The sequence below is a fragment of the Paraburkholderia tuberum STM678 genome, assembly GCF_902833905.1.
GTDB classification, from domain to species: Bacteria; Pseudomonadota; Gammaproteobacteria; order Burkholderiales; family Burkholderiaceae; genus Paraburkholderia; species Paraburkholderia tuberum.
Genome location: NZ_CADFGP010000017.1, coordinates 28151 through 40738, shown reverse-complemented (window position 1 = coordinate 40738; position 12588 = coordinate 28151). Strand labels below are relative to the sequence as shown.

The 12588-nt window shown below is 66.7% G+C and carries 11 protein-coding genes; 5 read left to right on the top strand and 6 right to left on the bottom strand.

From position 1 onward, the window contains the following. Positions 1-69 precede the first annotated feature (69 nt). Together HWY30_RS16750 and HWY30_RS16745 are read right to left on the bottom strand one after the other, a co-directional pair. On the bottom strand, positions 70-750 hold the full coding sequence (locus HWY30_RS16750) for a LysE family translocator (RefSeq protein ID WP_090801495.1): 681 nt from the start codon (positions 748-750) through the stop codon (positions 70-72). A 46-nt stretch (positions 751-796) separates the two neighbouring features. Next, complete coding sequence (locus HWY30_RS16745; RefSeq protein ID WP_090801494.1) at positions 797-2371, bottom strand: UbiD family decarboxylase; 1575 nt, start codon at positions 2369-2371, stop codon at positions 797-799. A 615-nt stretch (positions 2372-2986) separates the two neighbouring features. On the opposite strand from HWY30_RS16745, the gene HWY30_RS16740 reads away from it, so the two are divergent. Further along, positions 2987-4201, top strand: coding sequence for a transglycosylase SLT domain-containing protein (locus HWY30_RS16740; protein WP_090801492.1), 1215 nt, complete (start codon positions 2987-2989; stop codon positions 4199-4201). 95 nt (positions 4202-4296) lie between these two features. Here the strand turns inward: HWY30_RS16740 and HWY30_RS16735 are convergent, their stop codons facing one another. The 4 genes from HWY30_RS16735 to ribBA form a co-directional block, all read right to left on the bottom strand. Continuing rightward, positions 4297-5493, bottom strand: coding sequence for a pyridoxal phosphate-dependent aminotransferase (locus HWY30_RS16735; protein WP_090801491.1), 1197 nt, complete (start codon positions 5491-5493; stop codon positions 4297-4299). Between the two features lie 159 nt (positions 5494-5652). Then, entirely contained in the window at positions 5653-6087 is a 435-nt protein-coding gene (nusB, locus tag HWY30_RS16730) for a transcription antitermination factor NusB (protein WP_090801489.1), read from the bottom strand. Further along, positions 6084-6593 carry a 6,7-dimethyl-8-ribityllumazine synthase gene (gene ribH / locus HWY30_RS16725; RefSeq protein WP_090801488.1) on the bottom strand — a complete coding sequence of 170 codons (510 nt, stop codon included), beginning with the start codon at positions 6591-6593 and terminating at the stop codon, positions 6084-6086. Before ribH ends, nusB begins: the two co-directional genes overlap by 4 nt. Before the next feature lie 48 nt (positions 6594-6641). Then, entirely contained in the window at positions 6642-7775 is a 1134-nt protein-coding gene (gene ribBA / locus HWY30_RS16720; RefSeq protein ID WP_090801486.1) for a bifunctional 3,4-dihydroxy-2-butanone-4-phosphate synthase/GTP cyclohydrolase II, read from the bottom strand. A 328-nt stretch (positions 7776-8103) separates the two neighbouring features. Here ribBA and HWY30_RS16715 point away from each other — a divergent pair, with 328 nt between their 5' ends. The 4 genes from HWY30_RS16715 to HWY30_RS16700 are packed head-to-tail and all read left to right on the top strand — an operon-like array spanning position 8104 to position 12587. Next, positions 8104-9225 carry an enolase C-terminal domain-like protein gene (locus HWY30_RS16715; protein ID WP_090801485.1) on the top strand — a complete coding sequence of 374 codons (1122 nt, stop codon included), beginning with the start codon at positions 8104-8106 and terminating at the stop codon, positions 9223-9225. A gap of 29 nt (positions 9226-9254) precedes the next feature. Next, positions 9255-10292 carry a hypothetical protein gene (locus HWY30_RS16710; RefSeq protein ID WP_090801483.1) on the top strand — a complete coding sequence of 346 codons (1038 nt, stop codon included), beginning with the start codon at positions 9255-9257 and terminating at the stop codon, positions 10290-10292. Then, on the top strand, positions 10289-10954 hold the full coding sequence (locus HWY30_RS16705) for a gluconate 2-dehydrogenase subunit 3 family protein (RefSeq protein WP_090801482.1): 666 nt from the start codon (positions 10289-10291) through the stop codon (positions 10952-10954). The genes HWY30_RS16710 and HWY30_RS16705 overlap by 4 nt, the downstream gene beginning before the upstream one ends. Next, entirely contained in the window at positions 10944-12587 is a 1644-nt protein-coding gene (locus tag HWY30_RS16700) for a GMC family oxidoreductase (RefSeq protein WP_090801480.1), read from the top strand. The genes HWY30_RS16705 and HWY30_RS16700 overlap by 11 nt, the downstream gene beginning before the upstream one ends. Position 12588: the final 1 nt, after the last annotated feature.

The following is a 12588-nucleotide window of genomic DNA, read 5'->3' as shown; positions in this document are numbered from 1 at the left end:
CGGCTCACGTCGAGTCGCATGAAGAAAAACGGCTCGCCGATGCGAGCCTTTTTTTGTTCGCGAGCCGCTTCAGCTTGCCACTTGCGCGGTGCTCTGCACGATCAGATCGCGATACCCGTTGACGATCACGCTGTACGAGAAATAGGCGAACAGCAGCGCCGACAGAACGTGACACGCGCGCAGCAGACCGGCGCCCGCGCGCTTGCGTCCGTGGCTGCCGAGCCCGCAGATGAAAAGCGTCCAGCACAGGCCGCCCAGAAAGAATCCGCCGAGGAAGATCAGCGCGGTTGTCGGGCTCGTTGCGCCGGCCTTCGCGATCAGCGCGCCGCCGACCGCTGCGAACCACAGGATCGCCGACGGCGACGACACCGCGAGCAGCACGCCGCGCAGAAACCCGCGCCATGCCGACTGATGCGGCGCAGCCGCGTCGCCTTCGCCGGCAACAGCTTGCGCCGCGGCCGGGAACATCGCTTCACGCGCCATCTTCCAGGTGAGAAACAGGAGGATCGCCGCGCCGCCGATCCATACGACCCAGCGCACCGATTCGAACTGCAGCAGCGCGGCCATGCCCGCGAGCGCGAGCGTCGCGTAAATGAGATCGCCGACGCACGAGCCGAGGCCGAGCCAGAAGCCCGGCCGAAAGCCGTGCGACAGCGTCAGCGAAATGATCGCGACGTTGACGAGACCGATATCGAGGCACAGCGACAAGGACAGAAAAAAGCCGTCCGACATCATTGAAAAAGCGTGCATCCGCGCGAGCGCTCCATCCGTTATTGATTGTGTTGTCCCGCGCGCGTTACAGGTCGAGGCCCAACTCGTTCCACAAGCTATCGATACGCTGTTTGACCGCGTCGTCCATCACGATCGGGCGGCCCCATTCGCGGTCGGTTTCGCCCGGCCACTTGTTGGTTGCGTCGAGCCCCATCTTCGAGCCGAGGCCGGCTACCGGCGACGCGAAATCGAGATAGTCGATCGGCGTGCGGTCGACGAGCACCGTGTCGCGCGTCGGGTCCACTCGCGTGGTGATCGCCCAGATCACTTCCTTCCAGTCCCGGATATTGACGTCCTCATCGACGACGACGATGAACTTCGTATACATGAACTGCCGCAGGAAGCTCCACACGCCGAACATCACGCGTTTCGCGTGGCCGGGGTAGCTCTTCTTGATTTGCACGATCGCCATGCGGTAACTGCAGCCTTCGGGCGGCAGATAGAAGTCCGTGATCTCGGTGAACTGCTTCTGCAGCAGCGGTACGAACACTTCGTTCAGCGCGACGCCGAGCACCGCCGGCTCGTCGGGCGGTCTGCCGGTGTAGGTGGAGTGATAGATCGCGTCGCGGCGCATCGTGATGCGCTCGACCGTGAAGACCGGGAACCACTCCTGTTCGTTGTAGTAGCCGGTGTGATCGCCATACGGGCCTTCGAGCGCGTGTTCGTACGTGGCCGACGCACCCTTCGACGGACGCGGCGGTGCGCCGGCCGGGGCGGGCGAGGGCGCGCCTTCCTGCGGATAGATGAAGCCCTCGAGCACGATCTCGGCGCGCGCGGGGACCTGCAGACCGTCGACGCCCGGTGTGACGCATTTCGCGAGCTCGGTGCGCCCGCCGCGCAGCAGGCCGGCGAACTGGTATTCGGACAGCGTGTCGGGTACCGGCGTGACGGCGCCGAGAATCGTCGCCGGGTCCGCTCCGAGCACGACGGCCACCGGATACGGCTTGCCGGGATTTTTAAGCGCGAACTCACGAAAATCGAGCGCGCCGCCGCGATGCGCCAGCCAGCGCATGATCAGCTTGTTACGCCCGATCAGTTGCTGGCGATAGATACCCAGGTTTTGTCGACTCTTGTTCGGCCCCTTCGTGACAGTCAGACCCCAGGTGATCAACGGCCCGGCATCGCCGGGCCAGCAGGTCTGAATGGGCAATTTGGCAAGGTCGACGTCATTGCCTTCCCAGACGATTTCCTGGCAGGGCGGTGCGTTGACCGTCTTCGGCGCCATGTCCCACACGGCCTTCGCTAGCGACAGCAGCTTGCCGGCGTCCTTGAGCCCTTTCGGCGGCTCGGGTTCCTTCAACGCGGAGAGTAGCCGACCGACATCGCGCAGCGATTCGAGCGCCGCCTGGTCGCCCGCGCCCGCTTCGGCATCGATGCCCATGCCAAGCGCGACGCGGCGCGGCGTGCCGAACAGATTGCCGAGCACCGGGCACGCGTGCCGCTCGGTGTTCTCGAACAACAGAGCCGGGCCGCCCGCGCGGAGCACACGGTCGCAAAGTTCGGTCATTTCGAGATTCGGCGACACTTTTCGCGAAATTCGGCGCAATTCACCGATCGCCTCGAGGCGGCCGATGAAATCGCGTAAGTCTTTGTATTTCATCTGTGACGGTTCAGGGCCGCATGCACGGCGCATAGGACGGGGAGGCAGGAGGAACGGCGTTGGTACCTATCTGACGCAAAAAACGATTGTCGATTTTACCTGCGTTAGCCGCCGCACGTAGATCGACCAAATGGTCTAGTCCAAACAGCCAGGGTCGGATCGCCCGAAACGCGCATTGAGCGCGGTTCTCGGGTGACTGAACACTGTTCATAATTACGAAAAGTTATCATTCTTATATTCTATAGTGTTGACGATCTATAAAACCGTGCATAGAATCCGTCCACATTGGTTGCAGGGCGTTAACCTTTTTACCGTCGCCCCCGGTCCTCAGACGCAACGCGTCACCGTTTTGCTTCCCTGCAGGGTAGAACGGCATTATTGAAGTCCCTCACCAGCGTCCACCAACGCTGGTTTTTCGCGTGGGAGCCAAGCCCGATACACATCGAGTATGTGTGGGCTGTTTTTGAGATGGCTCCCAAAACGGTATATGTTGCCGTTTTCCCGACGTCGCTGCTGCCCAACCAGAGAGCACGCGATGTCTTGACTCTGCGAGCGCGCCGTACCGCCTGATTTGTCCCGGCGGAGTTCGCGGATCATGCAAGATGGGAGATCTGAATGAACGCCTGGTTATCGTGGCGTCCCGATGAGCGTATTGCGCAGATTGTGCGCGGTGCGCTGCGCAGCGGGACGCGACTGAGTCATCACCTATTCAGCATTGTCGGCGGGATCGCCGTGGTGCTGGCTCTCGCACTGTGGCTGATGCCGACCTGGCGCGGCGCGCTCGCCGCGCGTCTGATGCCGGTCATTTCCGCCGCCGTGCAAGCGGGCCCCGCCCGCCTGCTGCAAGGCAATCCGCTGCCCGCCATCGGACCGACCAGAAACGCCGACGCATCCTCCGACGAACCGCTGTCGGCCAATTCGCCGAACATGCTGACCACGCCGAGTCCCACCGATGGCTCGAACGACGGCAGCATGACCCTCACCGCGGCCACCACCGGCTTCGACGGCGCGTTCGACGGCGCCGGCACGTCGGGCACGAGCGCCGCCGCGCTCAACGGCCTCGATCCGCGCACGATGCAGGGCGTCAGCGCGCTCGCACGTCTGATTCCGCAGCAGCGCGTGTCCGCCGATGCACGCGATGACCGCGTGCTCGTGTCGAGCCACGAGCAGGACCTGGTCGCGTCGTACCTCGCGCGGCGTTATCGCGTCGCTCAGGAGCCCGTCGGCGAGCTCGTAAAAGCCGCGTTCGACACCGGCCGCGAAGTCGGCCTCGATCCGCTGCTGCTGCTGTCAGTGATGGCGATCGAATCGGGCTTCAATCCGTACGCCGAGAGCGGCGTCGGCGCGCAGGGCCTGATGCAGGTGATGTCGAAGGTGCATTCGGACAAATTCCAGTATTTCGGCGGCCAAAGCGCGGCGCTCCAACCGCTCGCGAACATCAAGGTCGGCGCGCTCGTGCTGAAGGATTGCATCGCGCGTGGCGGCTCGCTGCCGGGCGGCCTGCGTCTGTACGTCGGCTCCACCACGCCGGATGACGGCGGGTACGGCGCGAAGGTGATGGCCGAGCGCGGTCGTCTGCGCGACGTCGCGCGCGGCCGTAAGGTGCCGATCAATGCGCCGCAAGCTCCGGTGCTGACCGCGTCGGCCACGCCGTCGCCAGCCGCGGCGACGAGTGGTGGCAACGGCAAGCGCGTTCAGGTGACGCTGCAAGGCGGTCACGCGCTGAGCCAGGCGACGCCGGCGGTGCATACGCAGCCGGCCGATCAGGACGACGCGAGCGCCAATTCGACGACGCGCCACGTGGCGTCGGCCTCGGAGCTGGGGGCTTGAGTTAGACGTTGCCGTGCCGCATGAAAACAACAAGGACACCCTCGGGTGTCCTTTTTTGCGTCTGGCACGGTTGCTGCCGAATCAATCCCGATGCGTCAATGCCGCCCGAACAGCTTTGCCAGCCGCTCGACCGCCTCTTCGAGCTTTGGATAGGCGGTCGCATACGACAGCCGGATGTAGTCCTTCGGCGCGTGCGTGCCGAAGTCCATGCCCGGCACCAGCACGACCCCGGCATCGTGCAGCATCGCCTTCGTGAGCGCCGCGCTGTCGCCGGCCGCCGGATGCGCAACGCCTCGGCAGTCCGCGTACACGTAGAACGCGCCGTCCGGCATCACCGGCACGGAGAAGCCGAGCGATTCGAGCGCCGGCGCGATGAAGTCGCGGCGTCGCTTGAATTCGAGGCGCCGCGCTTCGTAGATCGCGATCGTCTCCGGCTCGAAACAGGCGAGCGCCGCGTGCTGCGCGAGCGCCGACGCGCAGATGAACAGGTTCTGCGCGAGCTTTTCGAACGCGCTGACCATCGCGGGAGGCACGACGAGCCAGCCGAGCCGCCAGCCGGTCATGTTGAAGTACTTCGAGAAGCTGTTGACGGTGACCACGTCGTCGCCGAACGACAGCGCCGACACCGGCTTGGCGTCGTAGCTGAGGCCCTGGTAGATCTCGTCGACGATCGAGAAGCCGCCGCGCGCGCGCACGGCCTTGACGATGCGCTCGAGTTCGGCCGGCTCGATCGACGTGCCGGTCGGATTCGACGGCGACGCGAGCAGCACGCCGCGGGTGCGCTCGCCCCACAGGCGTTCGACGTCGGCGGCGGTCAGCTGGAAGCGCTCGGCCGGCCCGCTCGGCACCATCACCGGCTTGCCTTCGGCGGCGATTACGAAATGGCGGTTGCACGGATAGCACGGGTCGGGCATCAATACTTCGTCGTCGCGATCGACGAGCGCCGCGCACGCCAGCAAGAGCGCGGCCGATGCGCCCGCGGTCACCACGATCCGCGCCGGATCGACGTCGATGCCGTAGAACTCGGCGTAATGCGCGGAAATCGCATCGCGCAGCGCGTGCACGCCGAGCGCGCTGGTGTACTGCGTGACGCCGCGGCGCAGCGCGCTCGCGGCCGCCTCGATGACCGGCTCGGGCGCCGTGAAATCCGGCTCGCCGATGCCCATGTGAATGATGTCGCGCCCCGCGCGTTCGAGCAGCACGGCCTCCTTGGCCAGTTCCATCACGTAGAAAGGCTGGATGGCATCGACGCGCGCGGCAAGCCGCACGAGAGGTTCGGTCACGGAGTTCATACGGTCAGTCCAGTTCAGAAGCAGGACGGCGCCTACCCATCAAATGATGCGTTCATCGATGCGCGCAGCGCCGTCCTTGCGGGCGATCGAGGTGCTTCGCCCTGTGCAGTGCGACGTGGCAGGGAGCCGATGCGCGGCATGGCCCCACCGGCGCCGCGCTCAGCTCTTGCGAGCCGCCTGCGTCTCGGTGGCGCGCAGTTGCGCCGAGAGCTTGTCGAGCACGCCGTTCACGTACTTGTAGCCGTCCGAGCCGCCGAACGTCTTGGTCAGCTCGACCGCTTCGTTGATGACCACGCGATACGGAATGTCGACGTGATTCTTCAGTTCGAACGCGGCGACCAGCAGCACCGCGCGTTCGACCGGCGACAGTTGATCGATCGGACGGTCGAGGCACGGCGCGATCGCGGCGGAAAGTGCTTCGGAATCGCGCATCACGCCATGCAGGATCGCGTCCAGGTGCTCGTGATCGGCCTTGTCGTAACCTTGCGCGCCGCGTAGTTGCGCGTCGATCTCACCGCCGGGCGAGCCCGACAGCAGCCACTGGTAAAGCCCCTGCGTGGCCAGTTCGCGGGAGCGTCGGCGTGCGCTCTTCATGCCTCTTCCTCGTCGTCTTCGTCTTCATCTTCGTCATCGCCGCCGAGTTGCTCGAGCGCGACCGCGAGGTTCGCCATTTCGACAGCCACGCGCGCGGCGTCGCGACCCTTCTCGGTCATGCGCGCGACGGCTTGCTCGTCGTTCTCGGTGGTCAGCACCGCGTTCGCGACCGGAATGCCGAAGTCGAGGCCGATGCGCGTGATGCCCGCGCCGCTTTCGTTCGAAACCAGCTCGAAGTGGTAGGTCTCGCCGCGGATCACCGCGCCGAGCGCGATCAGCGCGTCGAATTGCGCACTTTCCGCGAGCTTTTGCAGCGCGAGCGGGATTTCCAGCGCGCCCGGCACCGTGACGAGCAGCACGTCTTCGCCGGTCACGCCGAGGCGTTCGAGTTCTTCGATGCAGGAGTCGGCGAGGCCGTTGCAGACGGGTTCGTTAAAGCGCGCCTGGACGATGCCGATGCGCAGTCCGTCGCCGTCGAGATTCGGTTGGTATTGTCCGATTTCCATATGAATTCCGTAGTGTTTGAGTGGGCGCGAGGCGCGTGAGTGGCCGGATCAGAGTTGCGGGGCTTGCGTTTTGCTGCCGGGCATCGGAATGAAGCCCGTGACTTCGAGACCATAACCCGACATGCTGCCGAGCTTGCGTGGATTCGACAGCACCTGCATCTTGCCGACGCCGAGATCGCGCAGAATCTGCGCGCCGATGCCGTAGGTCTTGAAGTCGACCGGCCGGCGCTTCAGCGCGTCCGCTTTTTCCTTCGAGTCGAACGCCTTGAAGACGTCGATCAGATGGTCTTTCGAGTCGCCGCAGTTCAGCAGTACGACCACGCCGAGATCGCGTTCTGCGATTTCCTGGATGGCCGCGTCCAGCGTCCACGAATGGGTGGATTCGCCGACTTCGAGCAGATCCAGCACCGACAGCGGCTCGTGCACGCGCACCGGCGTGTCGCGATCGGGCATCGGCGTGCCGCGCACCAGCGCGATGTGCGGCTGGCCGCTCGGCTGATCGAGATACATGACCGCGCGGAACGCGCCGTGCGCGGTTTGCATCGTACGTTCGCAGACACGCTCGACGATCGACTCGGTGCGGCTGCGATAGTGAATCAGATCGGCGATCGTGCCGGTCTTCAGGCCGTGCTCGTTGCCGAACTCGAGCAGGTCCGGCAGACGCGCCATCGTGCCGTCGTCCTTGATCACTTCGCAGATCACCGCGGCAGGCGTGAGGCCCGCGAGCCTCGTGAAGTCGCAGCCGGCCTCGGTATGGCCGGCGCGCACCAGCACGCCGCCCGGCTGGGCCATGATCGGGAAGATATGGCCCGGCTGCACGATGTGCTCGGCTTTCGCGTCCGGCGCGACCGCGGCCGCGATCGTGCGGGCCCGGTCGGCCGCCGAGATGCCGGTCGTCACGCCTTCGGCCGCTTCGATGCTGACCGTGAACGCGGTGCCGTACTGCGTGCCGTTGCGGTAGGTCATCAGCGGCAGGTTCAGCTGCTGGCAGCGATCCTGGGTCAGCGTCAGGCAGATCAGGCCGCGGCCGTAGCGAGCCATGAAATTGATCGCTTCCGGAGTGACAAACTCGGCGGCGATCACGAGGTCGCCCTCGTTCTCGCGGTCTTCTTCGTCGACGAGGATCACCATCCGGCCGGCTTTCAGTTCGGCAATGATCTCTTGGGTGGAGGCGAGCGTCATGTTGGCGAGTTTTTCGGGAAAGCGCGTATTTTACGCCACGCGCGAGCCCAAGTCGCCTCCGCCAGACGACATAGGCCGTTCGGCCGACCGTGACGAGCCGGGCGGGGTTGCCATGCTCGTCGAAACGGTGGGCGCGCGCGCGAGTGGCGTTGGCGGCAACGCGAAGTGTGCTCCAGCGCGGCCCGCTTTACGGATTGCAATAGTGCGGAACGGTACTTGCGACGCAGCAGGCAGCTTCGTCTCACTACCACCTGGAGACCGGAATGTCGGGGACCGTCGGCTGTTGCATCAATGAAGGGCGTCACGCGCGCGCGCAAGGAGCGCGTCGATGAAGCGCGGCGCCACGAGCGGGGGCTCGTCGCAAGCGCCCGTGAGCGCGCTGCGCGCGAGCGCGTACCGCATTCCGACCGACGCGCCGGAGGCCGACGGCACGTTCGCGTGGGACGCGACGACGCTGGTCGTCGTCGAGGTCGACGCGGGCGGCGACACCGGCATCGGCTACACGTACAGCGATGCGTGCATCGTCGCGCTGATCCAGGGCGCGCTCGCCGCCTGCGTGCTGAATTACGACGGATTGGACGTCGGCGCGCATTGGCAACGGTTGCAACGCCAGGTGCGCAATCTCGGCCGCGCGGGACTGGCCGCGACAGCCATTTCGGCAATCGACTGCGCGCTGTGGGACCTGAAGGCGAAGCTGCTCGGCGTGCCGCTCGTCGGGCTGCTCGGCGCGTTGCGCCCGGCCGTGCCGGCTTACGGCAGCGGCGGCTTCACCACGTATACGAACCAGCGCTTGCAGCAGCAGTTCGCCGGCTGGGTCGCGCAGGACGGCTGCCGGTGGGTAAAGATGAAAATCGGCAGCGAGCCGGACAAGGACCCGGCGCGCGTCGCGGCGGCGCGCGCGGCGATCGGCGGCGCGGGCCTGTTCGTCGACGCGAACGGCGCGTTCACGCCGCAACGGGCGCTGTACTACGCGCAACGTTTCGCCGAGCACCAGGTGAGCTGGTTCGAGGAGCCCGTGTCTTCGGACGACGAAGCGGGCCTGCGCGGCGTACGCGAGCGCGTGCCGGCCGGCATGGAGATCGCCGCCGGCGAATACGGCTACACGCTCGACGACTTCCGCCACCTGCTCGCGGCGGGGGCCGTCGATGTGCTGCAGGCCGACGCGAGCCGTTGCGGCGGCATCACCGGCTTTCTGCAGGCCGCCGCGCTGTGCGACGCGTATCACGTGCCGCTGTCCGCGCATTGCGCACCGGCGCTGCATCTGCACGTCGCGTGCGCGGCGCCGCGCTTGCGCCATCAGGAGTGGTTCCATGACCACGTCCGGATCGAAGCCATGCTGTTCGACGGTGCGCCGCGGTTGCGCGACGGCCAGATGGAGCCGGATCTGTCGCGGCCCGGTTGCGGGCTCGAGTTCAAGCATGGTGACGCCGAGCGCTACCTCATCAAATAAAGCAAGGCCACGACAAGGAAGGGATATCGATGGGCTCTTCACGCGTACCCGGATTGCTGTACACGGCGGCGGCGGTGACGGCCGTCGCGGCCTTGGCCGCGCGCGGCGCGGGAAGACCTGAGTCGCATCGCGAACGGCGTGAGAGCGGCCCGCAACACCACGAGCGTCGGGCATCCGTGACGTTCCCGACGTGTGCCGCCCGCAGCCATCAGCGCGCGCCGGCGCGCGTGCACGCGAGCGAACCCACCGCCGAGGTGGAGGCACACGTCGAAGCGGCCCGCACCTTCAACCACAGCTCCGCGCTGCTCGCGCTGTCGGTGCTCGCCGACAGCGCGATGGAGCACTACCGCGGCTCGTTCGACAACCCCGCGATGTTCACGCCACTCGTCAGCGCGACTCTGTCGCTCGCCGCGGGCCTGCATGGTGGCGCGGATCGTCGCGGCCAGACGCATCGCGCGCGCCATGCGATCTATCTGGCCGCGGCGGCTTCGGGCATCGCCGGCACGGGCTTCCATTTCTACAACGTGATGAAGCGGCCGGGCGGCTGGAGCTGGAACAACCTGTTTCACGCGGCACCGCTCGGCGCGCCGAGCGCGTTGCTGCTGTCAGGCGCGCTCGGTGCCGTCGCCGAACGCTTGCGCGACGAGCCCGCAGACGACCCGCAACTGCTCGGCATGCCGGCCGGTCAGGCGCTCGGTCTGCTGGTCGCGGCGGGTCTCGTCGGCACGGTGGGGGAGGCCGCGCTGCTGCATTTTCGTGGCGCGTTTCAGCATCGCGCGATGTACGCGCCGGTCAGCATTGCGCCCATCACCGCCGCGCTGCTCGCGCATGCCGCGCTGTCCGCTCCGCGCGAGCGCTGGTACACGCGGCTCTGGTTACGCGTCACGACCGTGCTCGGCTTTGTCGGCGCGGGTTTTCACGCGCGCGGGATCGCGCGTCGTCAGGGCGGCTGGCGCAACTGGAGCCAGAATCTGTTCGACGGGCCGCCGCTGCCCGCGCCGCCGAGCTTTTCCGCGCTGGCGCTCGCCGGGCTCGCCGCACTGCGTCTGCGGGAGACTGAAAAATGACCAACCGACCACGCTCGACCCGAGTTACCCGCTATCCCGGCTACGACGTGCTCGACAAACGCACGACGCCGTCGTGGGACGCGCACACCCGCGCGGTGATCGCCGAACGCCTCGCGACACCACTCGAGCCGCGCTTTTTCAACGCGGTCGAATGGCTCGCGGTCACGTCGCTGTGCGCCCGCATCGTGCCGCAAGCGAATGCGCAACCGGTGGTGCCGCTCGCCGCCCTGCTCGACGCGCGGCTCGCCGGCAATGGCAACGACGGCTACCGCGACGCCCGTTTGCCGCCGATGCGCGACGCCTGGCGCATCGGGCTCGCCGCGCTCGATGCCGAGTGCCGCGAACGGGGCGGCCTGCCGTTCGCGAGCCTCGCAGAGGACACGCAGATCGCGCTGCTCGGCGAGATGCAGCGCGGCGAACTGACGAACCCCGCGTGGCGCGGCATGCCGTCGAAGCTGTTCTTCGGCGAGCGCGTGCTGCACGACATCTGCGGGCTCTACTACTCGCACCCGCACGCGTGGAGCGAGATCGGCTTCGGCGGCCCGGCGAATCCGCGCGGCTATGTGCGCATGTACCTGAACCGGCGCGATCCGTGGGAGGCGGTCGAAGCGACGCCCGACACCCATGAGCAGGCCGCGAAGGAGAACCGCCGTGTCCGATGACGCGCAGCAACGGCCACGCGGCAAGGACGGCCGCGCACCCGATGTGTTCCAGCGCGGCGGCTGGGTGCCGATGCGCACGTACGCTGACAGCGAGGAAGTCGATTTCGCGATCGTCGGCACCGGCGCCGGCGGTGGCACGCTTGCGTGCCGGCTTGCGGAAAAAGGCTTCAAGGTCGTCGCGTTCGATGCCGGCGCGTGGTGGCGTCCGCTCGAAGAGTTCGCGTCTGACGAAGCGCATCAGGAAAAACTGTTCTGGACCGACGAGCGCATCTGCGACGGCGACAATCCGTTGAAGCTCGGCAACAACAACAGCGGCAAGGCGGTGGGCGGCAGCACGGTCCATTTCGCGATGGTGTCGCTGCGCTTTCGGCCCGAGTGGTTCAAGTCGCGCAGCGTGCTCGGCTATGGCGCCGACTGGCCGCTCGACTGGCGCGAGATGTGGCACTACTACGGCGAGGTCGAGGACGCGCTGAAAATCTCCGGACCGGTGAACTATCCGTGGGGGCCGAAGCGGCCGCGTTATCCGTATCGCGCGCATGAGCTGAACGCGGCGGCGCTGGTGCTCGCGCGCGGCGCCGAGGCGCTCGGCATCGGCTGGAGCCCGACGCCGCTCGCGACCCTCTCCGCGCCCCGTGGCCGCGCGCATCCGTGCGTGTACCGCGGCTTTTGCGTGTCCGGCTGCGCGACCAACGCGAAGCAAAGCGCGCTCGTCACGTGGATCCCGCGTGCGCTGCGAGCCGGCGCCGAGGTGCGCGATCTGGCGATGGTCGGCCGCGTCGTCACCAACGACGCGGGGCTCGCCACCGGCGTCGAATATCTGCGCGAAGGACGCTGGCGATTCCAGCGCGCGAAGCACGTGGCGGTGGCCGGCTACGCGATCGAAACGCCGCGCCTGTTGCTGATGTCGGCCAACAGCCGCTTTCCCGACGGACTCGCGAACAGTTCGGGACTCGTAGGCAAAAACCTGATGGCGCAGTCGAATCAGGGCGTCTACGGCACCTTCGATGAAGACATCCGCTGGTACAAGGGGCCGCCGTCGCTCGCGCTCACCGAGCACTGGAACTACGAAGACAAGGGCAAAGATTTTTTCGGCGGCTACTGCTACATGAGCCAGGGGCCGCTGCCGAACGGATGGGTCGCGGTGCAGAATGGCCGCGGCTTGTGGGGCGACGCGCTCGGCGCGGAGATGCTCAAGTACAACCACCAGGCGGGGCTGAAGATCGTCGGCGAGATGCTGCCGCAGCAGCGCAACCGCGTGACGCTTGCCGACGAGAAGGACCAGTACGGGCTGCCGATCGCGCGCGTCACCTATTCATGGTGCGACAACGACAAGCGGCTCATCGCGCATTCGCTCGACTTCATGGAGCAGGCGCTCGCGGCCGCGGGCGGCAAGGAGATCTGGCGCGAGACCGACGACACCTGCCACCTGAACGGCACCGCGCGCATGGGTGACGATCCGTCGACGAGCGTCGTCGACGCGGACTGCCGCAGTTGGGACATCCGCAACCTGTGGGTGTGCGACGGCTCGGTGTTTCCGACCGTGGGCGGCGTGAATCCGTCGCTGACGATTCAGGCGATCGCGTGTCGCACCGCCGAGCGCATCGCCGCGCTAGCCGCGCGCGGCGAGTTGTAGG

Excerpts from the sequence above, each read along its gene's own strand:
- HWY30_RS16750 (WP_090801495.1), bottom strand. The coding sequence starts at position 750 with ATGCACGCTTTTTCAATGATGTCGGACGGCTTTTTTCTGTCCTTGTCG.
- HWY30_RS16745 (WP_090801494.1), bottom strand. The coding sequence starts at position 2,371 with ATGAAATACAAAGACTTACGCGATTTCATCGGCCGCCTCGAGGCGATC.
- HWY30_RS16740 (WP_090801492.1), top strand. The coding sequence starts at position 2,987 with ATGAACGCCTGGTTATCGTGGCGTCCCGATGAGCGTATTGCGCAGATT.
- HWY30_RS16735 (WP_090801491.1), bottom strand. The coding sequence starts at position 5,493 with ATGAACTCCGTGACCGAACCTCTCGTGCGGCTTGCCGCGCGCGTCGAT.
- nusB (WP_090801489.1), bottom strand. The coding sequence starts at position 6,087 with ATGAAGAGCGCACGCCGACGCTCCCGCGAACTGGCCACGCAGGGGCTT.
- ribH (WP_090801488.1), bottom strand. The coding sequence starts at position 6,593 with ATGGAAATCGGACAATACCAACCGAATCTCGACGGCGACGGACTGCGC.
- ribBA (WP_090801486.1), bottom strand. The coding sequence starts at position 7,775 with ATGACGCTCGCCTCCACCCAAGAGATCATTGCCGAACTGAAAGCCGGC.
- HWY30_RS16715 (WP_090801485.1), top strand. The coding sequence starts at position 8,104 with ATGAAGCGCGGCGCCACGAGCGGGGGCTCGTCGCAAGCGCCCGTGAGC.
- HWY30_RS16710 (WP_090801483.1), top strand. The coding sequence starts at position 9,255 with ATGGGCTCTTCACGCGTACCCGGATTGCTGTACACGGCGGCGGCGGTG.
- HWY30_RS16705 (WP_090801482.1), top strand. The coding sequence starts at position 10,289 with ATGACCAACCGACCACGCTCGACCCGAGTTACCCGCTATCCCGGCTAC.